This is a genomic window from Jannaschia formosa (assembly GCF_003340555.1).
In the GTDB taxonomy this organism is placed as follows: domain Bacteria; phylum Pseudomonadota; class Alphaproteobacteria; order Rhodobacterales; family Rhodobacteraceae; genus Jannaschia; species Jannaschia formosa.
Genome location: NZ_QPLJ01000001.1, coordinates 86479 through 102389, shown reverse-complemented (window position 1 = coordinate 102389; position 15911 = coordinate 86479). Strand labels below are relative to the sequence as shown.

At 70.3% G+C, this 15911-nt stretch carries 21 protein-coding genes; 11 read left to right on the top strand and 10 right to left on the bottom strand.

Translation table 11 applies throughout. The annotated features are described in order from the left end of the window. The first annotated feature begins 166 nt into the window (after positions 1-166). From pyrC to DR046_RS00565, 3 genes are all read left to right on the top strand, one after another. Positions 167-1441 carry a dihydroorotase gene (gene pyrC, locus DR046_RS00575; RefSeq protein ID WP_115378890.1) on the top strand — a complete coding sequence of 425 codons (1275 nt, stop codon included), beginning with the start codon at positions 167-169 and terminating at the stop codon, positions 1439-1441. Between the two features lie 145 nt (positions 1442-1586). Next, entirely contained in the window at positions 1587-2207 is a 621-nt protein-coding gene (gene plsY, locus DR046_RS00570) for a glycerol-3-phosphate 1-O-acyltransferase PlsY (protein WP_115378888.1), read from the top strand. Then, complete coding sequence (locus tag DR046_RS00565) at positions 2204-2497, top strand: hypothetical protein (protein ID WP_245190741.1); 294 nt, start codon at positions 2204-2206, stop codon at positions 2495-2497. The genes plsY and DR046_RS00565 overlap by 4 nt, the downstream gene beginning before the upstream one ends. Here DR046_RS00565 and DR046_RS00560 read toward each other — a convergent pair. The 5 genes from DR046_RS00560 to DR046_RS00540 all read right to left on the bottom strand — a co-directional run bounded on the left by DR046_RS00560 (position 2491) and on the right by DR046_RS00540 (position 6630). Then, complete coding sequence (locus DR046_RS00560; RefSeq protein WP_115378886.1) at positions 2491-3861, bottom strand: glutamate--cysteine ligase; 1371 nt, start codon at positions 3859-3861, stop codon at positions 2491-2493. The genes DR046_RS00565 and DR046_RS00560 overlap by 7 nt on opposite strands. Positions 3862-3914: 53 nt before the next feature. Further along, positions 3915-4433 (bottom strand): hypothetical protein, encoded by a 519-nt coding sequence (locus tag DR046_RS00555; protein WP_115378884.1) that lies wholly within the window; start codon positions 4431-4433, stop codon positions 3915-3917. Positions 4434-4461: 28 nt separating this feature from the next. After that, positions 4462-4905 carry a ferritin-like domain-containing protein gene (locus DR046_RS00550; RefSeq protein WP_115378882.1) on the bottom strand — a complete coding sequence of 148 codons (444 nt, stop codon included), beginning with the start codon at positions 4903-4905 and terminating at the stop codon, positions 4462-4464. A 223-nt stretch (positions 4906-5128) separates the two neighbouring features. After that, positions 5129-5896 carry a hypothetical protein gene (locus tag DR046_RS00545; protein ID WP_115378880.1) on the bottom strand — a complete coding sequence of 256 codons (768 nt, stop codon included), beginning with the start codon at positions 5894-5896 and terminating at the stop codon, positions 5129-5131. Continuing rightward, the gene (locus tag DR046_RS00540) at positions 5893-6630 is read right to left on the bottom strand and encodes a 16S rRNA (uracil(1498)-N(3))-methyltransferase (RefSeq protein WP_115379692.1); all 738 of its coding nucleotides are present in this window, start codon (positions 6628-6630) and stop codon (positions 5893-5895) included. Before DR046_RS00540 ends, DR046_RS00545 begins: the two co-directional genes overlap by 4 nt. A gap of 15 nt (positions 6631-6645) precedes the next feature. On the opposite strand from DR046_RS00540, the gene ubiA reads away from it, so the two are divergent. Genes ubiA through DR046_RS00525 form a run of 3 tightly spaced genes read left to right on the top strand, consistent with a single transcriptional unit; the run spans position 6646 to position 9889 of the window. After that, positions 6646-7590, top strand: coding sequence for a 4-hydroxybenzoate octaprenyltransferase (gene ubiA / locus DR046_RS00535; protein WP_245190740.1), 945 nt, complete (start codon positions 6646-6648; stop codon positions 7588-7590). 50 nt (positions 7591-7640) lie between these two features. Then, a complete protein-coding gene (locus tag DR046_RS00530; RefSeq protein WP_115378876.1) occupies positions 7641-9569 on the top strand; it encodes an OmpA family protein in 1929 nt (642 codons plus the stop codon). Next, a complete protein-coding gene (locus DR046_RS00525) occupies positions 9566-9889 on the top strand; it encodes an MreC domain-containing protein (protein WP_115378874.1) in 324 nt (107 codons plus the stop codon). The genes DR046_RS00530 and DR046_RS00525 overlap by 4 nt, the downstream gene beginning before the upstream one ends. Before the next feature lie 304 nt (positions 9890-10193). On the opposite strand, the gene DR046_RS00520 is transcribed toward DR046_RS00525, so the two are convergent. Further along, positions 10194-10706 (bottom strand): hypothetical protein, encoded by a 513-nt coding sequence (locus tag DR046_RS00520; protein WP_115378872.1) that lies wholly within the window; start codon positions 10704-10706, stop codon positions 10194-10196. A gap of 225 nt (positions 10707-10931) precedes the next feature. Between DR046_RS00520 and DR046_RS00515 the strand changes: the two genes are divergently transcribed. Then, on the top strand, positions 10932-11291 hold the full coding sequence (locus DR046_RS00515) for an Mth938-like domain-containing protein (protein ID WP_115378870.1): 360 nt from the start codon (positions 10932-10934) through the stop codon (positions 11289-11291). A gap of 205 nt (positions 11292-11496) precedes the next feature. On the opposite strand, the gene DR046_RS00510 is transcribed toward DR046_RS00515, so the two are convergent. Further along, entirely contained in the window at positions 11497-11940 is a 444-nt protein-coding gene (locus tag DR046_RS00510) for a hypothetical protein (RefSeq protein ID WP_115378868.1), read from the bottom strand. Positions 11941-12006: 66 nt separating this feature from the next. Next, positions 12007-12441 carry a VOC family protein gene (locus DR046_RS00505; protein WP_115378866.1) on the bottom strand — a complete coding sequence of 145 codons (435 nt, stop codon included), beginning with the start codon at positions 12439-12441 and terminating at the stop codon, positions 12007-12009. A 102-nt stretch (positions 12442-12543) separates the two neighbouring features. Here DR046_RS00505 and thyX point away from each other — a divergent pair, with 102 nt between their 5' ends. Together thyX and DR046_RS23185 are read left to right on the top strand one after the other, a co-directional pair. After that, complete coding sequence (gene thyX / locus DR046_RS00500; RefSeq protein ID WP_115378864.1) at positions 12544-13458, top strand: FAD-dependent thymidylate synthase; 915 nt, start codon at positions 12544-12546, stop codon at positions 13456-13458. Positions 13459-13546: 88 nt separating this feature from the next. Next, entirely contained in the window at positions 13547-14245 is a 699-nt protein-coding gene (locus DR046_RS23185) for a hypothetical protein (RefSeq protein ID WP_135227235.1), read from the top strand. Positions 14246-14316: 71 nt separating this feature from the next. Here the strand turns inward: DR046_RS23185 and DR046_RS00495 are convergent, their stop codons facing one another. Both DR046_RS00495 and DR046_RS00490 read right to left on the bottom strand, forming a co-directional pair. Further along, positions 14317-14619 carry a HigA family addiction module antitoxin gene (locus DR046_RS00495; protein ID WP_115378862.1) on the bottom strand — a complete coding sequence of 101 codons (303 nt, stop codon included), beginning with the start codon at positions 14617-14619 and terminating at the stop codon, positions 14317-14319. Then, on the bottom strand, positions 14594-14872 hold the full coding sequence (locus DR046_RS00490; RefSeq protein ID WP_115378860.1) for a type II toxin-antitoxin system RelE/ParE family toxin: 279 nt from the start codon (positions 14870-14872) through the stop codon (positions 14594-14596). Before DR046_RS00490 ends, DR046_RS00495 begins: the two co-directional genes overlap by 26 nt. 109 nt (positions 14873-14981) lie before the next feature. On the opposite strand from DR046_RS00490, the gene DR046_RS00485 reads away from it, so the two are divergent. Together DR046_RS00485 and DR046_RS00480 are read left to right on the top strand one after the other, a co-directional pair. Then, positions 14982-15389, top strand: coding sequence for a DUF1810 domain-containing protein (locus DR046_RS00485; RefSeq protein WP_115378858.1), 408 nt, complete (start codon positions 14982-14984; stop codon positions 15387-15389). A 159-nt stretch (positions 15390-15548) separates the two neighbouring features. Beyond that, positions 15549-15701 carry a DUF1737 domain-containing protein gene (locus tag DR046_RS00480; protein WP_115378856.1) on the top strand — a complete coding sequence of 51 codons (153 nt, stop codon included), beginning with the start codon at positions 15549-15551 and terminating at the stop codon, positions 15699-15701. Positions 15702-15911 lie beyond the last annotated feature (210 nt).

Genomic DNA, 15911 nt, shown 5'->3' with positions numbered 1-15911 from the left:
GCGCCCCCGGACCCGGTTTCGATGCTCCCCAAATATGCCCGCCGGAGGCGCACGGCCCGGCCGGGCGATCCCGCCTTCCGGACAAACCTGCCCCTTCGGGCGCCACGCCGGGCCTGCGTCTGCGCCCCCCGTTGCCCCGGCCCGGCCGGAGCGCTAACCCCACCGCATGAGCCTTCTCTTCACCGATGCCCGCCTGATCGACCCCGTCTCCGGCACCGAGACGCGCGGCGAGTTGCGCGTCGTGGACGGGCGCATCGCGCCACCGGGGCCCGCCGAGCGGGTGATCGACTGCGCAGGCCGCTGCCTCGCCCCCGGCATCGTCGACTGGGGGGTCAAGGTCGGCGAGCCAGGCGAGCGCCACAAGGAGAGCTTCCGGACTGCCGGCCGCGCCGCCGCGGCGGGGGGCGTCACCACCATGGTCTGCCGCCCCGATACGCTGCCCCCGATCGACAGCCCCGAACGGCTGGAACAGGCCCGCTCCCACGCGGCCGAAAGCCTCGTGCGCGTCCGCCACATGGCCGCGCTGACCCGCGAAAGGGCGGGCAGCGAGATGGCCGAGATCGGCTTCCTGCGCGACGCGGGCGCCGTGGCCTTTACCGACGGCACCCGCGTCACCCGCGACACCCGGGTCCTGTCGCGCTGTCTGACCTATGCCCGCTCGCTCGGTGCGCTGGTCGTCGGCCATCCGCAGGACCCGGGCCTCTCGGCGGGGACCTGCATCACCTCCGGCAAGTTCGCCTCGCTCCGCGGCCTGCCCGGCGTCTCCCCCCTGGCCGAGCGCATGGGGCTGGAGCGTGACCTGGCCCTGGTCGAGGCGACCGGCGCGCGCTGGCATGCCGACCAGATCACCACCGCCGCCGCGCTGCCTGCGCTGGCGCGGGCGCGGGCGGCGGGGCTCGACGTGACGGCGGGGACCTCGATCCATCACCTGACGCTGAACGTGCTCGACGTCGCCGACTACCGGACCTTCTTCAAGCTGACGCCGCCCCTGCGGACCGAGGACGACCGGCTCGCGACCGTCGAGGCGCTGGCGGCGGGCGAGATCGACGTGATCGGATCGTTCCACACGCCGCAGGACGAGGAATCGAAGCGCCTTCCCTTCGAGGTGGCGGCCCCCGGGGCGGTCGGGCTCCAGACCCTGCTGCCGGCGGCGATGCGGCTCGTCCATGCGGGCCATCTCGACCTGCCGACGCTCTGGCGCGCGCTCAGCCTCAACCCGGCCCGGCGGCTCGGGCTGGAGGGCGGGACGCTCGCGGCCGGTGCGCCTGCCGACCTCGTGCTCTTCGATCCCGACGCGCCCTTCGTGCTGGATCGCTGGACGCTCGAATCGAAGTCGAAGAACACCCCCTTCGACGGCGCGCGGATGCAGGGCCGGGTGATCGGCACCTGGGTCGGCGGCACCCGCGTCTTCGACCGCGATGCGACGCGGGCGGGGGCGTAGCCGCGCCGCCTGCCCGGCGGGATCGCCCGGCTTCGGCCTGCGCCTCCGGGGATATTTCGGGAGGGAAGACGCAGGGGCGGGCGCGACCGCTTGACCGCCCGCCGCCCCCTGCCTAGCCCTGAGCCGTCAGCCGAGCGGAGCGCCCATGCCCGAGATCACCACCGGACCCCTCGCGCTCGCGCTCGTCGCGGTGCTGGCCTACCTGCTGGGTGCGGTGCCCTTCGGGATCGTCATGGCGCGGCTCTTCCGGCTGGGCGACCTGCGCAAGATCGGCTCGGGCAATATCGGCGCGACCAACGTGCTGCGCACCGGCAACAAGCTCGCGGCCTTCCTGACGCTGATCGGCGATGCGGGGAAGGGCGGCTTCGCGGTGCTGACCGCGCGCGCGCTTCTGGGCGAGGACGCGGCGCAGGTGGCGGGGCTCGCCGCCTTCCTCGGCCACGGCTTCCCGGTCTACCTGATGTTCAGGGGCGGCAAGGGCGTCGCGACCTTCCTCGGCACGCTGATCGCCCTGTCGCCCCTGCTCGGCGCGGCGGTCTGCCTGACCTGGCTCGCTACCGCGCTGGTCTTCCGGATCTCGTCGCTGGCGGCCATCGTCGCGGCGGCGGCGGCGCCCTTCTGGGCGATCTGGCTCAAGCCCGACGCCTGGGTCTTCGCCGCCGGGATCGGGCTGCTGGTGGTCGCCTGGCACAACCCGAACATCCGCCGCATGATCGCCGGGCAGGAGCCGCGGATCGGCAAGAAGCCGCCGCCCCACGCGCTGTGATCGACCCGCGCGCCGAGGCCGTGGCCGAGGTGCTGGCGCGCCTGCCGCTGGGCGCCTTCCGGGGCCGCAGCCTTGGGCGCGACTGGCTGGTCGTGCGCTCGGTCTTCGCGGGCGGCGCGTCCGAGAAGCTGGTGGCGCGGGGCCTCGACGGTACCGGCTATGTCAGCCTCAACCTCTACCGGCTGGCGGCGGGCGCGCGGCTCAAGCCCTGCGAGATGCCCGCCGAGACCGTCGCGCGCTTCGTCGCCGACCTGGAGGTCGCGGGGGCCGACCCGGCCCCCGATCAGTAGCTGTATTCGCCGTAGATGCGGGTCAGGTCGCCGCCCCACTCGCCCTCGTACTTGGCCAGCAGTTCGTCGGCGGCGGTCATGCCGGACTCGACGCTTTCGCGGAGCGCGTTGAGGAAATGCGTCTCGTCCGGGACCAGCCCGCCCGCGCCCTGCCGGCCCCGCGCCTTAAGCCCGGCCTCGGCGATGTCGACGCAGGCCCGGGCGAGGTCGCGCATGTTCACCCCATGCGTCTCCGCCTGAAGCCCGTGGACCGAGGCCGCCACCCTCAGCGCTTCCCGCGTCTCCTGGTCCCAGTCCTTGCAGAGGTCCCAGGCCGCATCGAGCGCGCCCTGGTCATAGAGCAACCCGACCCAGAAGGCGGGCAACGCGCAGAGACGGCGCCACGGCCCACCGTCGGCACCGCGCATCTCCATGTACTTCTTGATCCGCGCTTCGGGAAACAGCGTCGTCAGATGGTCCGCCCAGTCCGACAGGGTCGGCACCTCGCCCGGAAGCGCGGGCAGCTCGCCCCGCATGAAGTCGCGGAACGACATGCCCAGCGCGTCGATATAGCGGCCGTCGCGGTAGACGAAGTACATCGGCACGTCGAGCGCGTAGTCCGCCCAGCGCTCGAACCCCATCCCATCCTCGAAGACGAAGGCGGGGATGCCGGTGCGGGCGGAGTCCAGATCGCGCCAGACCCGCGCGCGCCAGGACTTGTGGCCGTTGGGCTTGCCCTCGAAAAAGGGCGAGTTGGCGAAGAGCGCGGTGGCGACGGGCTGCAGGGCCAGCGCAACGCGCAGCTTCTGCACCATGTCCGCCTCGGACGAGAAGTCGAGATTGACCTGCACCGTGCAGGTCCGGCGCATCATCACCTTTCCCATGGTGCCTACCTTGTCCATGTAGGCATCCATCAGCTTGTAGCGGCCCTTGGGCATCAGCGGCATGTCCTCGTGCCGCCAGATCGGCGCGGCGCCGAGGCCGATGAAGCGCACGCCGACATGGTCGGCGACGGACTTCACTTGCCGCAGATGCTCGTTCACCTCGTCGCAGGTCTGGTGGATGGTCTCGACCGCCGCGCCCGACAGCTCCAGCGCGCCGCCGGGCTCCAGCGAGACATTGGCGCCGTCCTTCTCGAGCCCGATGAGCTTGCCGTCCTCCTCGACCGGGGACCACTGGTAGGTGTCGCGCAGCGCCGACAGCACGGCATGGATCGACCGCTCCCCTTCGTAGGGCAGGGGCCGCAGCGAGTCCTCGCAATAGCCGAACTTCTCGTGCTCGGTGCCGATGCGCCAGGCCTCCTTCGGCTTGCAGCCCGAGGCCATGTATTCGTGCAGCTGTGCGGGGTCCGTGATGGGGCCGCCGCCGGATTGGGGGATGGACATGGGCGGCCTCCTGCAAGTGCGCGCGCCACGTCTTGGCGCCCCGCCCGGTCGTGTCAACCTCGACTGAGCGCCGCGTGGCCCGGCCGGCTCCACACTTTCACGGTGGTCGCTGTGCGCGATTGCACGGCCCGCACCATGGCGCCCCCGTCGAAGCCCGGCAGGGGGGCCAGCGCATCCAGCAATTGCTCGGCGCCGCGCGCGCCTTCGGGGATGTAGACCGTGCCCTCGGGCGCCACGAGACGCCAGAACGCCTCTCCGGTGGCGGTGCGCCGGAAGGTGACTTCGGTCAGGTCGTCCAGCGCGACCGAGCCGCCCATGACCGGACCCAGATAGGTGATCCGCGCCTCGTCCACCTCGACGAGGCCGGGCGCCTCGTCGTCGCCGGTGCGGAAGCGGGCATGGCGCAGGCCCGAGAAGGCCAGAACTGTGCCGAGCCCGGTCAGCGCGATCCCGAACAGGAAGGGCAGCCCGCCGGTCGTGGCCAGCAGCCACAGGCCCAGCGCCGCCGCCGTGCCGCCGATGGCGGCCTCGCGCCAACGCGCGATCAGGGCGGCGGCCTCGGGGCGGATCATCGGCCCGCCCCGCAGCCCGTGCGGGTCATCACGCCGCGGCGCTGTCCATCCAGGCCTTGTGCCGCTCCTCGTCCTTCAGCGCGCGCTCCAGCATCGGGCGCATCGACGCCGGCATGACCGAATTCTCGCAGCTGTTCCTGTAGGCGGCGATGGTGTCGTTCTCGTTGGTCGACATCGCGCTCAGGATGGTGTCGTCGCTGCCCAGCGCGGCGATCGCCACCTTCCCCTGCGTCAGCATCGCCTTGGCGTCGGTATCGGCGGGGATCTCCGCGCCGCACTCGCGCGCCGCGTCCTCCAGTTCCCGCAGGTGGCGCAGGTGGTCCTGCCTGAACTCCTCGATCTTGGCCGAGGCCGCGCTGTTCGAGAGCTTCTCGATCGTGGACTCGTAGGCCGCGATTGCGTCGCGCTCGAGCTGGATCAGGTTGGTGACGACCGTCTGAACGTCCTTGCCGGTTCCTACCGTGGTAACCATGGAAATCTCCCTTTTTTCCGAAGGTGCGGGAGGCGTCTGCCTCACTGCGGAAAAACGTCGGCCGATTCGCGGGAGTTCCCTGCGGGATTGTTAATCGGCGGACCGTCGCCCCGCGCGGCGGAGCGTGGTGCGCCGGGGACGGGGCGATGGTCAGGGAGATGTCGGTCATGCCGCGAATCTCCGCCCTCCTCCGGCGCGGGTCAACGCAAATCTCGGTGCGGCTTCAGTGGCGCGCGCCCTCGTAGGGCGCTTTGCGCGGCGCGAAGACCGGGCCGGTCAGGTCGTGCAGCGTCTCGGTCGTGCCGGTCTCGATGTCGGTCACGCGGGCGATCCGGCCCGCCTCGGTCACCTGAAGCGTTCCGTCCCAGAGATCGGCCCAGTCCCAGTCCGTCGGCCGCTCCGCCCCGTCCGGCGCGCGCAGACCGTAGCGCGCGGCAACAGGCATGGTGGCGCGGAAGTGCTGCGTCAGGGTCCAGCCGCCGGGCAGGGGACGCGACAGGCGGGCGGCGTATCCGGTGCCGCCTTCATGTGTCCAGCCGCGCCGGACCAGCTTGGCGACCTGCGTGCCGCCCATGTGCAGACCGTCGGTCGAGGGGGGATAGGCCGCCGGGTCGGGGCTCTGCCGCAGCTCGGCGCAGGGCGGCAGGGTGGCGCCGTTCAGCCAGACCTCGCCCGGTCCGGTGAAGGCCCCGCCGCCGCCCCAGCCATCCGCATGGGGGATCTGCACCAGCGCCCGGAGCCAGGGCGCGCGCGAAAGTATCGTCCGATAGCCTCCGCGCCCTGTATCGGCGTGGTAGACCATGTGCCGCCCGTCGGGCGACAGGTCCGAGCGGAGCGGGAAGATCCGCCCACGCATCCCTTGCCCTTCGGTCAGGGTGCCGGTCGCCCGATCCCACAGCCAGGTCGCCACCTGGCGCGAGGGGCCGCGCCGCAGGATCACCGCCGCCGGCGCCTCGGCCGCCGTCAGGACGTGCAGCCGCGGCGGCGTCACCGCCAGTCGCCGCGCGCCGCCTGCCACAGCGTCAGCGCCGCGACCGCCGCCGTGTCGGCGCGCAGGATGCGCGGGCCCAGCGCGACCGGCGTGGCGAAGGGCAGGGCGCGCAGGCGCGCCCGCTCCTCGGGAGAAAAGCCGCCCTCCGGCCCGATCAGTATCGCGGCGGGCGCCGGGGGCCAGACGCCCGCCTCGCCCTCCTCCGCCCAGAGCGGGTCGTCCGACAGCGTCTCGTCGCAGAAGACCAGCGCGCGGCCCTCGGGCCAGTCGGCGAGCAGGCGGTCGAGCGGCCGAAGCTCCGCCACCTCGGGGACGAAGGTGCCGCCGCATTGCTCCGCCGCCTCGATCGCATGGGCCTGAAGCCGGTCCTGACGGATGCGCTCCGAGTTGGTGAAGCGGGTCGAGACGGGGCAGATGCGCGCAGCCCCCAGCTCCGTCGCCTTCTCGACGATGAAGTCGGTGCGCGCCTTCTTGATCGGCGCGAAGACGAGCCAGAGATCCGGAGGGTTCCGCTGCGGCGCGACGCGGTCCTCGCAGACGAGGACGCCCCCGCGCTTCGACAGGTCCTCGACCCGCGCCCGCCAGGCGCCCGAGGCGCCGTCGAAGACGGTCAGACTGTCGCCGGGCGCCAGCCGCATGACGTTGCTCAGGTAATGCGCCTGGTCCCGCGGCAGGTCGAGCGATTGCCCCGCCCCCACCGGCTGGCCTACATGAAGCCTGACCTTGCTATCCAAAGGGGCCTCCCCGACATGTCACAACCCGCCTCCGGTCAAGGCCAAGTCGCCGATGCGGTCAAGGGCAACTGGGTCGACACCCTGGCGCCGGCGCCGGCCCGGCCCTTCCTGCGTCTCAGCCGCGCCGACCGGCCGATCGGGACCTGGCTGCTGCTGATCCCCTGCTGGTGGGGCCTGACCCTGGCGGTGGCGGCGACCGGCTTCCGCCCCGTCGCGATCTGGATCGCGCTGGGCTGCGCCATCGGCGCCTTCCTGATGCGCGGCGCGGGCTGCACCTGGAACGACGTGACCGACCGCGACTTCGACGGCGCCGTGGCCCGCACCCGGTCGCGGCCGATCCCCTCGGGGCAGGTGAGCGTCAAGGGCGCGCTGGTCTGGATGTGCCTTCAGTCGCTCGTGTCCTTCGGCATCCTCTTGACCTTCCACCCGACGGCCATCGCGCTGGGCGTGCTGTCGCTGCTGCCGGTCGCGGTCTATCCCTTCGCCAAGCGCTTCACCTGGTGGCCGCAGGTCTTCCTCGGGCTCGCCTTCAACTGGGGCGCGCTGCTGGCCTGGGCGGCCTTCACCGGGTCGCTGTCCCTCGCGCCGGTCCTGCTCTATCTCGGCGGCATCGCCTGGACGCTGTTCTACGACACGATCTACGCCTACCAGGACGTCGAGGACGACGCGCTGATCGGCGTGAAGTCGACCGCGCGCCGCTTCGGGGACCGGCCGAAGCCGTGGATGCAGGTCTTCCTGATGGCGACCGTGGTGCTGATCTCGGCCGCCGCGCTCGTGGCCCTGCCGCCTCTTCCGGCGATGGCGGCGCTGCTCGGCGCCTGGGCGATGGGTTGGCACCTGGCCTGGCAGCTGGTCCGGCTCGACATCTCGGACCCCGCGGCCTGCCTGGCCCTCTTCCGCGCGAACCGGACGACCGGGCTCATCCCCCTGCCGTTTTTCGCTCTCGCCGCGGTCCTCTGATTGCTCCGCACCCGGAGCGGTTGTAAGCAGCCCGGACCTGTGAGGATGCCATGAGCCGAGCCAAGACAATCGCGACGCTGGTCGTCCTGGCCGCCGCCGCCGGCGGCGCCACCGCCGCGGCCTGGACCGCCGCCGGCTATATCGAGCGGACCTCCCGCGCCGCCGTGACCGAACGCATGGGCATCGCCGGGCTGACCTGGGTGGACGTCCAGACCGACGGCCTGCAGCTGATCCTCGCCGGCCGCGCCCCGGACGAAGGCGCGCGCTTCCGCGCCATGACCGAGGCGGGGGACGTCGTCGCGCCCGCGCGCCTTGTCGACGCGATCGACGTCGCCGCCACCGAGCCTGCCGCCGCGCCCCGCTTCGCGCTGGAGATCCTGCGCAACGAGACCGCCGTCTCCCTCATAGGCCTCACGCCCGAGCGTGTCGCCGGCGGGCCGCTCGACACGCTCCTGCGGCGCGACGACATGCAGATCACTGACCTCGTGGAACAGATCGACCGCCAGCCGCCCGCGACCTGGCAGCCCTCGGTGCGCTTCGCGCTCTCGGTGCTCGACCGGCTGCCGCGCACCAAGATCTCGGTCGAGCCGGGACGGGTCGAGATCACCGCCGTCGCCGACAGCGACGCCGAGCGGCGGCGGCTCGAGGCCGAGCTTTCGCGCACCCGGCCCGAGGGCGTCTCCATCGCTCTCGACATCCAGGCGCCCCGGCCCGTCATCACGCCCTTCACCCTGCGCTTCGTGCGCCCCGCGGACGCGCCCGCCCGGTTCGAGGCCTGCGCCGTCGACGGCCCCGAGGCGCAGCGCCTGATCCTGCGCGCCGCCATCGACGCCGGGTTCGAGGGCAAGGCCGATTGCGTAACCGGGCTCGGCGTGCCCTCCGCCTCCTGGGGCGAGGCGGCGGCGGTCTCGATCTCCGCGCTGGGCGAGCTCGGCGCGGGCACCGTCACGCTCTCGGATGCCGACGTCACCTTGACCGCCGCCGAGGGCACGGCGCAGGCGCTCTTCGACCGCGTCGTGGCCGAGCTCGAGACCGCGCTGCCCGAGCTCTTCGTGCTGACCGCGATCCTGCCGCAGCCCGAGGGCGAGGCCGCGACCGGCCCGACCGGCACGCCCGAATTCCTCGCCATCCGCTCGCCCGAGGGGCAGGTGCAGCTGCGCGGCCGGCTCTTCGACGAGGCGCAGGAAGAGGCCGTGCTGGCCTATGGCCGCGCCCGCTTCGGCAGCGAGGAGACCTATATCGCCACCCGGCAGGACGACACCCTGCCCGAGGGCTGGCCCGCCCGGGTCCTCGCCGCCATCGACGTGCTGGGCGAGCTGCAGCAGGGATCGGTCACGGTCCAGCCCGCGCTCGTCTCGGTCCGCGGCGTCACCGGCAACCCGCGTGCCGACGCCGAGATCAGCCGCCTGCTCTCCGACAAGCTGGGCGCGGGCGCCGAATACGCCATCGAGGTCGAGTATCTGGAAGAGCTTGATCCGGCGCTGAACATCCCCAGCCCCTCCGAATGCGAGGTCCAGCTCAACGACATCCTCGTCGAGCAGAAGCTGACCTTCGCGCCGGGCGCCGCGGTGCTGGACGGGACCGGGGACGGCCAGCTTGCCATGCTCACCTCCAAGCTGACCGACTGCAAGCGCGCCGCCTTCGAGATCGGCGGCCATACCGACAGCCAGGGCCGCGAGACGATGAACCAGGAGCTCTCGCGCGCCCGCGCCGAGGCCGTCCGCCTCGCCCTGATCGAGCGCGGCGTGCCGCCCGCGCAGCTGACGGCCCGCGGCTACGGCGAGACCGAGCCGATCGCCAGCAACGACAGCGAGGCCGGGCGCGAGGCGAACCGGCGCATCACCTTCACCCTGCTCGGACGCCGCGACGCCGCCACGCTGGAGGCCGAGGCCGAGGCGCGCGCGGCCGAGCCGGAGGCCGAACCCGCCGAACCCGATCCCGCCCCGGCGGAAGAAACCCCAGAGGAGACCGGGGAATGAACCGCACCGAATTCGTCGTCGCCATCGCGGTCATCCTGTTCCTGGCCTTCGCGCTGGGCTGGTTCGCCTTCTGGGTGGTCAGCCGGTTCAGCCGCGTGACCCATTCCGACATGGCCGAACTCGAGAACATGGCCCAGGCGCTCCACTCCGCCGAGGAGCAGCGCGACGAGGCCATCACCTACCTGCAATATCGCGAGCAGGAGCTTCAGACCGAGATCCACCAGAAGGAAGCGGAGCTGCGCGCCGCCATGGACGGCCTGCGCGAGGCCCGGCAGGAATCCGCGGAACTGCGCGCCTATATCGAGTCCCTCAACGCCTGACCCCTGCTGCCCGGCACGCTGTGACGGCGCCTTGCCCGAATCGCGCCTGTCACGCCTCGTCCCCGGGCTCCGATTCCGGCGATCCGGCAAGCGCCCCTCCGGAAGCCCCGGAAGACGAACGGCCGTGTCGCGCCCGGCCAAGGCGAAAGCAGGGCGCTGGGGGCATTTCCGCTCCGCCCCGCTCCCGGCCGCTTCGCTTCGCCCGTCACGGCAGTCTGCCGGGCGCGCCACATGACCGCGCACCGCTGCGAGGCTGGTATCGGAATGACTGCGGGCGGTCCGCCTAGGACGCCCCAGGGGCGGCTCAGGTTTCCGAGTCGCCGAACATGGTGATGATCGAGTTGTCCCAGCCCATCTTCACGGCGATGCGCCCGACCTCCTGCATGTTTGCCCCGGATCCGTAGGGACGCTTGCGCACCCGGTCCATGTAGGAATAGCCGACGGCAGAGGTCAGGTCCGCGAGCAGGCTGTTGTCGCTCTCGTTCTCGGCCAGCGGCTGCATCTCGCCGACATAGTCGTTGACGAACTTCTCGATCTCGTCGAGCTCGGCATCCGTGAGGATGCCGAAATCCTCGATCAGGCTGGAATACATGACCGGGTTGGCCGGCTGATAGTCGCGCATCGCGGCGGCCCAGGTGCCGGAGACCATCCCGTCGTCGACCGACTCCTCCTCGACGAGGCGCAGCCAGTCCCGCGCCGCCCCGCCCAGCACGGCCAGCGTGGCCAGGGCCACCGCGGCGCCGCCCGCGACCAGCACGGTATAGTCGACGGTGACGGCCCCGGACTCGTCGCGGAGGAAGCAGAGGGGCGTAAGCATCGGTCGGTCTCCCTGGGCGGAATCGGATCGGTCCTCGCGTTCATGGCCGAAGAATGTGGCATCCTCCTGACCGGACGCGCGGATACCGTCGGCGATTTGAGGACAATCCCCGCGCTCCGGCGCCGCTTGGACCCGCGCGCGATCCGGGCTAGGTGCCCGGGCAGGGGCCTTGCCGGCCCTGCCTGTCAGACCACGGCCCCCGAAGGCCGCCGACCGGAGCAAGAGATGAACCTGAGCGAAGTCACCTTCGACGCCGCCCGCCCCTTCGACGGCTATGGCCCCGGCTTCTTCCGCGTCGGCGGGGAAGTCGTGGAGGGAGCGCTGATCCTGCATGCCACGGCCCTGACGCCCTGGGGCGGCTACCGCGATGCCACGGCGCTGGTCGCGCTGTCGGACAAGGTCGATGTCGTGCTGGTCGGCACCGGGGCGGAGATCGCGCATGTCCCCGGCGACCTGCGTGTCGCCGTCGAGGAAGCCGGAATGGGGCTGGAGGTCATGAACACCCCCGCCGCCTGCCGCACCTACAACGTGCTGGTCGGCGAAGGCCGCCGCGTCGCCGCCGCCGTCCTCCCCGTCGAGCCGTAGAGCCTTCGACGCCGCGAACTGCGCCGCACCGAGAGGGCCCGAAAGACCCGCATCGGTCCGGCGTTCTTCGGACCGAGACATCCCGTCAGCACTGTCGTCCAAGCCCCGTCAGACTTGAAGCCCTCCTCCGCTTCCATGCCCGCATATCCGCAGGGTCCAACGTTGCGCCCCCGCGCCCGCCCGGTGCCAGCGGAGCCGACGCGGCTCAGCCCCCCGGCAGGCCCTCGGTGTCGTAGCCGATCCGGTCGGCGATCCCCCGCAGCCTCTCGGCGTCGTAGCCCGGCCGCCCGGGCCGCGCCTGGCGGGCGTCGGCATAGGCCAGGTCCACCACCGTGATCAGGTCCCCGACCCGGCCCGCCAGCTCGTCGGAGCTGAACTCGTCCAGGTCGGCCGCCAGCGCCGCGGCGAAGCCCGCCATCTGCGCCAGCTCCTCCGGCGGCAGCGCGGCCAGACCCGTCGCCAGCGCGTCGAACCCCTCGGGGTCGTGGGGCACGTAGCCGGCGCCGTCAGGCAGCCGCACGGCCTCCACCGGCTCGGGCGCGGCCGGCTCGGCCTCCGCCCCGCTCCAGATCAGGACGCAGAGCGCCGCGGCGCAGACAGCACCCGTGCCGGCCAGGACCCGGCCCCCGACATCACCACCAAACCACATGCCACCCTCCCGATTCTCACAGGAGGGCGCCTATCCGCAGCATGTGGCGAGATTGGGGCGAGCCCGTCACCAATGGCCGGTATTCTCCATCGAGGCCCAGGGCTCCTGCGGCGGCTTCCGCTCGCCCGCCTGCAACAGCTCGATCGACACGTTGTCCGGAGAGCGCACGAAGGCCATGTGCCCGTCCCGCGGCGGCCGGTTGATGGTGACGCCGTTGTCCATCAGCATCTGGCAGGTCTCGTAGATGTCGTCGACGGTATAGGCCAGGTGCCCGAAATGGCGGCTGTCCGAGGGCAGCCCCTCGTCGCCGTCCCAGTTGTAGGTCAGTTCCACGTCGGCATGGCCGTCGGCCTGCTCGGGCGGGCACAGGAAGACCAGCGTGAACCGCCCCTTCTCGTTCTCGGAGCGGCGCCGCTCCACCAGTCCCAGCATCTTGTAGAAGGCCAGCGATGCGTCGAGGTCCTTCACGCGGACCATGGTGTGCAGATAGGTGATGGGCATCTTCGCCTCCTTTTGCGGGTTCGGGCGCACCCTAGCGCCCCGGAAGCGCTGAACAATCCCCCCGGCTGCGATACACATGTGCGGGAATCACGAGGAACCGCCATGACCCCCGACCAGCAGGCCGAGATCGAGGCCGCCCGCGCCCAGACCCACCAGACCCTCCGCGCCACCGCGCCGGGGATGGAGCGGCATCTCTACACGGCCCATCCGGTGCTCGACCACGGCTTCGTCCGGGTGATTGACTACATGGGCGACGACGCCGCGATCACCCAGGCCGCGCGGGTCAGCTACGGGCGCGGCACGAAGGCGGTCAGCAACGACGAGGGGCTGATCCGCTACCTGATGCGGCACTGGCATTCGACGCCCTTCGAGATGTGCGAGATCAAGCTGCACGTGAAGCTGCCCGTCTTCGTCGCGCGCCAGTGGGTCCGCCACCGCACCGCCAACGTGAACGAATACTCCGCCCGCTATTCGATCCTCGACCGGGAGTTCTACATCCCCGCCGAATCCGACCTCGCCGCGCAATCCTCCACCAACAACCAGGGCCGGGGCGCGGCCCTGTCGGGGGAGGAGGCCGCGCGCGTCCTCGACTGGCTGCGCGAGGACAGCACCCGCGCCTACGACCACTACGCCGCGATGATCGGGGAGGAGGCGCCGGACGGCGCGCCCCAGCAGGGCCTCGCCCGCGAACTGGCCCGCATGAACCTGCCGGCGAACATCTACACGCAATGGTACTGGAAGGTGGACCTCCACAACCTGTTTCACTTCCTCCGCCTGCGCGCCGACGCCCATGCGCAGATGGAGATTCGTGTCTACGCCGAGACTCTTTGCCAAATCGTTAAGGACTGGGTGCCCTATGCGTATAGCGCCTTCGAGGACTACCGCCTCGGCGGCGCGACCCTGTCGGCACGCGGCGTCGAGTGCCTCCGCCGGATGCTCGCGGGGGAAGAGGTGACGCAGGAGACGAGCGGGATGAGCAAGGGGGAGTGGCGGGAGTTTATTGGGGTGGTGGGGTGAGCGTGGTATGGAAGGCCGATTCGCACTTATACTGTTCAGTGCCTACTGCGCTGGTATATCCGGCCTGCTCGGGCGAAGGCACGTCGAGATGATCCTAGACAATCTCGATAACGCAACAGTTGGTGCTCTCTTCGGCGCTCTCTCCGGCGGGTTGATAACTGGATTGGTCACTCTTTGGGTGCAAAATAGGTCTTTCGCAAGAGATCGAGAAGAAGCGCGTTCTAGACGCTCTTCAGAAGACTATTCACATACACTTCGGTTTTATGCCGGTTATCAAACAATGGCGGCGCGCCTTAGGGTGCTCGACGATCACATTTCATCATGTTTTGAGGACGCTTCGGAACAGGGCCTCGAGGAGGTCGAGCCGTGGGCCTTGGTTATTCCAGTAATTTCTTCGCCTGTCGAACAAGTTTTTTACACTGTTGACGACCTAGTCCTATTGAGCCGGTCCAAAGAATTCTCCTTACTTTCGGACCTTCAGCTGGCACAACTCAGCGTGCAGAGCACCCTTGCTTCGTTCGCGCATTATGGCTCTCTGCGTACCGAGCTACAGAACTTCCTACCTGCAAAGGAGATGGACGGTTTGGTTGGTCGAGTAGAGGCACGAGGTGAAGCCGCGCAGAGAGCGCTTAGCCATATTGCAATGCTAAATGACTTGATCGGTCAGATAATCGAGAATATCGAAATCGATAGGCAACGTCTGGCAGATCTTACCCCGAGAGTGGGCGTTGCGCTGCGAGCGGCATCCGGCGACCCTGAATTTCCTGTTCTAAAGATTCCCGGATAATATCTGCATAATGTAAGCAAGCGTAGGGTGGGAGAAAAACCCACGCCCCCGGCGGTAGGTCGAAAGACCAACTAGCCGACCACCCGCTCCACCTCCCCCTCGAACCCGTCCCGCGCGACCGCCAGATCCCAGCCCATCTGCAACCGCATCCAGAACTCCGGCGTCGTCCCGAAGGCCAGGGCCAGCCGCAACGCCGTGTCTCCCGTCACCGCGCGCTTGCCCGCCACGATGGAGGACACGCGGTTGGCCGGCACCCCGATGCGCCGGGCCAGCGCCGAGGCCGACAGGCCCAGAGGCGTCAGGAACTCCTCCGACAGCACCTCGCCCGGATGCACCGGCGCCAGCAGGTCAGTGGTAGTCGCAGATTTCGACATCGTGAGCCTCCCCGTCGATCCAGGCGAAACAGATGCGCCATCGGTCGTTGATGCGGATCGAGTGCTGGCCGGCCCGGTCGCCGCGCAGCGCCTCCAGCCGGTTGCCGGGCGGCGCGCGCAGGTCGTCCAGCACCGTCGCCGCCTCGATCATCGCCAGCTTGCGCAGCGCCACCCGCTCGAAGCCGTGGAACCGGCGAACCCGTTCGCGCGCGGCGAGGCTGGCGCTGTCCTTGTCGCGGAACGAACGGATCATATGCGATACGTATCGCGTATTGGTCGCTCTGTCAATTTCAGCAAGCGTAGGATGGGTGAAGACCCACCATTTGCACTCGGGTGGGTTTTCACCCACCCTGCGGGCCATCATGCCCGACCTCTCCCGCTTCCACGACGCCCAGGCCGACACCTACGCCACCGCCCTCGCCGAACTCCGCGCGGGGCGGAAGCGGTCGCACTGGATGTGGTTCGTGTTCCCGCAGGTCGCGGGGCTCGGCCGCTCCCCCACGGCGCGTCACTACGCCATCGCCGACCTCGCCGAGGCCCGCGCCTTTCTCGCCGACCCGGTCCTCGGACCCCGGCTGGAGCAGGCGGCGCGGGCGCTGCTGGCCCACGCCCCCCCGGCCGAGGCGATCCTGGGCGGCATCGACGCGATGAAGCTGCGCTCCTCCATGACGCTCTTCCGCGAGGCGGGGGCCGATTTCGCCCAGCCCGTCCTCGACCGCTTCTTCGGAGGCGACCCGGATCCCGCCACGCTCGACCTGCTGGGCGCCTGACCCACGTCCGACGCGGATCACCCGTCGGTCCGACGCGGATCACCCGTGAAATCCGGCGCCCTCCGGGGCTCGGGAAGGTCTGGATTTCGCAGTTGCAGCATTGCAGAGTGCCGCCGTGCCCGCGATCTCCGGGGGCGTGCGGATCGAAAGGATTTCATAATGGATTACAAGATCATACGCAGCGAGTCCCACACGGTCCTCGAAAAGAAGGTACGCTCCGCGATGAAAGAGGGCTGGCGCCCCGTCGGAGGCATCGCCATCGCCGCCTACGACGACGGCTCCCAGTTCTTCTTCGAGGCCCGCGTCCAGTAATAACGAAGCGGGATCAGTGGCCTCCATCCCCGCTGTCGCAACCGGACCCGAACCACATCGATCCCGACACCGGGGTCGGCGAAAGCCGGATCACCGGCAAAGGCCGCGTCGAAGAGCTGACCGGGATCGAGGTCGCTGACCCATTGACCGGCAAAGATTCTTCGCCGTCCTGCTGCCGGAGGGGGACGCCCGAGTCGGACCTGGCTCGGC

What these genes read in the sequence shown, in the direction of transcription:
- pyrC (WP_115378890.1), top strand. Translation starts at nt 167, where the DNA reads ATGAGCCTTCTCTTCACCGATGCCCGCCTGATCGACCCCGTCTCCGGC.
- plsY (WP_115378888.1), top strand. Translation starts at nt 1,587, where the DNA reads ATGCCCGAGATCACCACCGGACCCCTCGCGCTCGCGCTCGTCGCGGTG.
- DR046_RS00560 (WP_115378886.1), bottom strand. Translation starts at nt 3,861, where the DNA reads ATGTCCATCCCCCAATCCGGCGGCGGCCCCATCACGGACCCCGCACAG.
- DR046_RS00555 (WP_115378884.1), bottom strand. Translation starts at nt 4,433, where the DNA reads ATGATCCGCCCCGAGGCCGCCGCCCTGATCGCGCGTTGGCGCGAGGCC.
- DR046_RS00550 (WP_115378882.1), bottom strand. Translation starts at nt 4,905, where the DNA reads ATGGTTACCACGGTAGGAACCGGCAAGGACGTTCAGACGGTCGTCACC.
- ubiA (WP_245190740.1), top strand. Translation starts at nt 6,646, where the DNA reads ATGTCACAACCCGCCTCCGGTCAAGGCCAAGTCGCCGATGCGGTCAAG.
- DR046_RS00530 (WP_115378876.1), top strand. Translation starts at nt 7,641, where the DNA reads ATGAGCCGAGCCAAGACAATCGCGACGCTGGTCGTCCTGGCCGCCGCC.
- DR046_RS00525 (WP_115378874.1), top strand. Translation starts at nt 9,566, where the DNA reads ATGAACCGCACCGAATTCGTCGTCGCCATCGCGGTCATCCTGTTCCTG.
- DR046_RS00520 (WP_115378872.1), bottom strand. Translation starts at nt 10,706, where the DNA reads ATGCTTACGCCCCTCTGCTTCCTCCGCGACGAGTCCGGGGCCGTCACC.
- DR046_RS00515 (WP_115378870.1), top strand. Translation starts at nt 10,932, where the DNA reads ATGAACCTGAGCGAAGTCACCTTCGACGCCGCCCGCCCCTTCGACGGC.
- DR046_RS00510 (WP_115378868.1), bottom strand. Translation starts at nt 11,940, where the DNA reads ATGTGGTTTGGTGGTGATGTCGGGGGCCGGGTCCTGGCCGGCACGGGT.
- DR046_RS00505 (WP_115378866.1), bottom strand. Translation starts at nt 12,441, where the DNA reads ATGCCCATCACCTATCTGCACACCATGGTCCGCGTGAAGGACCTCGAC.
- thyX (WP_115378864.1), top strand. Translation starts at nt 12,544, where the DNA reads ATGACCCCCGACCAGCAGGCCGAGATCGAGGCCGCCCGCGCCCAGACC.
- DR046_RS23185 (WP_135227235.1), top strand. Translation starts at nt 13,547, where the DNA reads ATGATCCTAGACAATCTCGATAACGCAACAGTTGGTGCTCTCTTCGGC.
- DR046_RS00495 (WP_115378862.1), bottom strand. Translation starts at nt 14,619, where the DNA reads ATGTCGAAATCTGCGACTACCACTGACCTGCTGGCGCCGGTGCATCCG.
- DR046_RS00490 (WP_115378860.1), bottom strand. Translation starts at nt 14,872, where the DNA reads ATGATCCGTTCGTTCCGCGACAAGGACAGCGCCAGCCTCGCCGCGCGC.
- DR046_RS00485 (WP_115378858.1), top strand. Translation starts at nt 14,982, where the DNA reads ATGCCCGACCTCTCCCGCTTCCACGACGCCCAGGCCGACACCTACGCC.
- DR046_RS00480 (WP_115378856.1), top strand. Translation starts at nt 15,549, where the DNA reads ATGGATTACAAGATCATACGCAGCGAGTCCCACACGGTCCTCGAAAAG.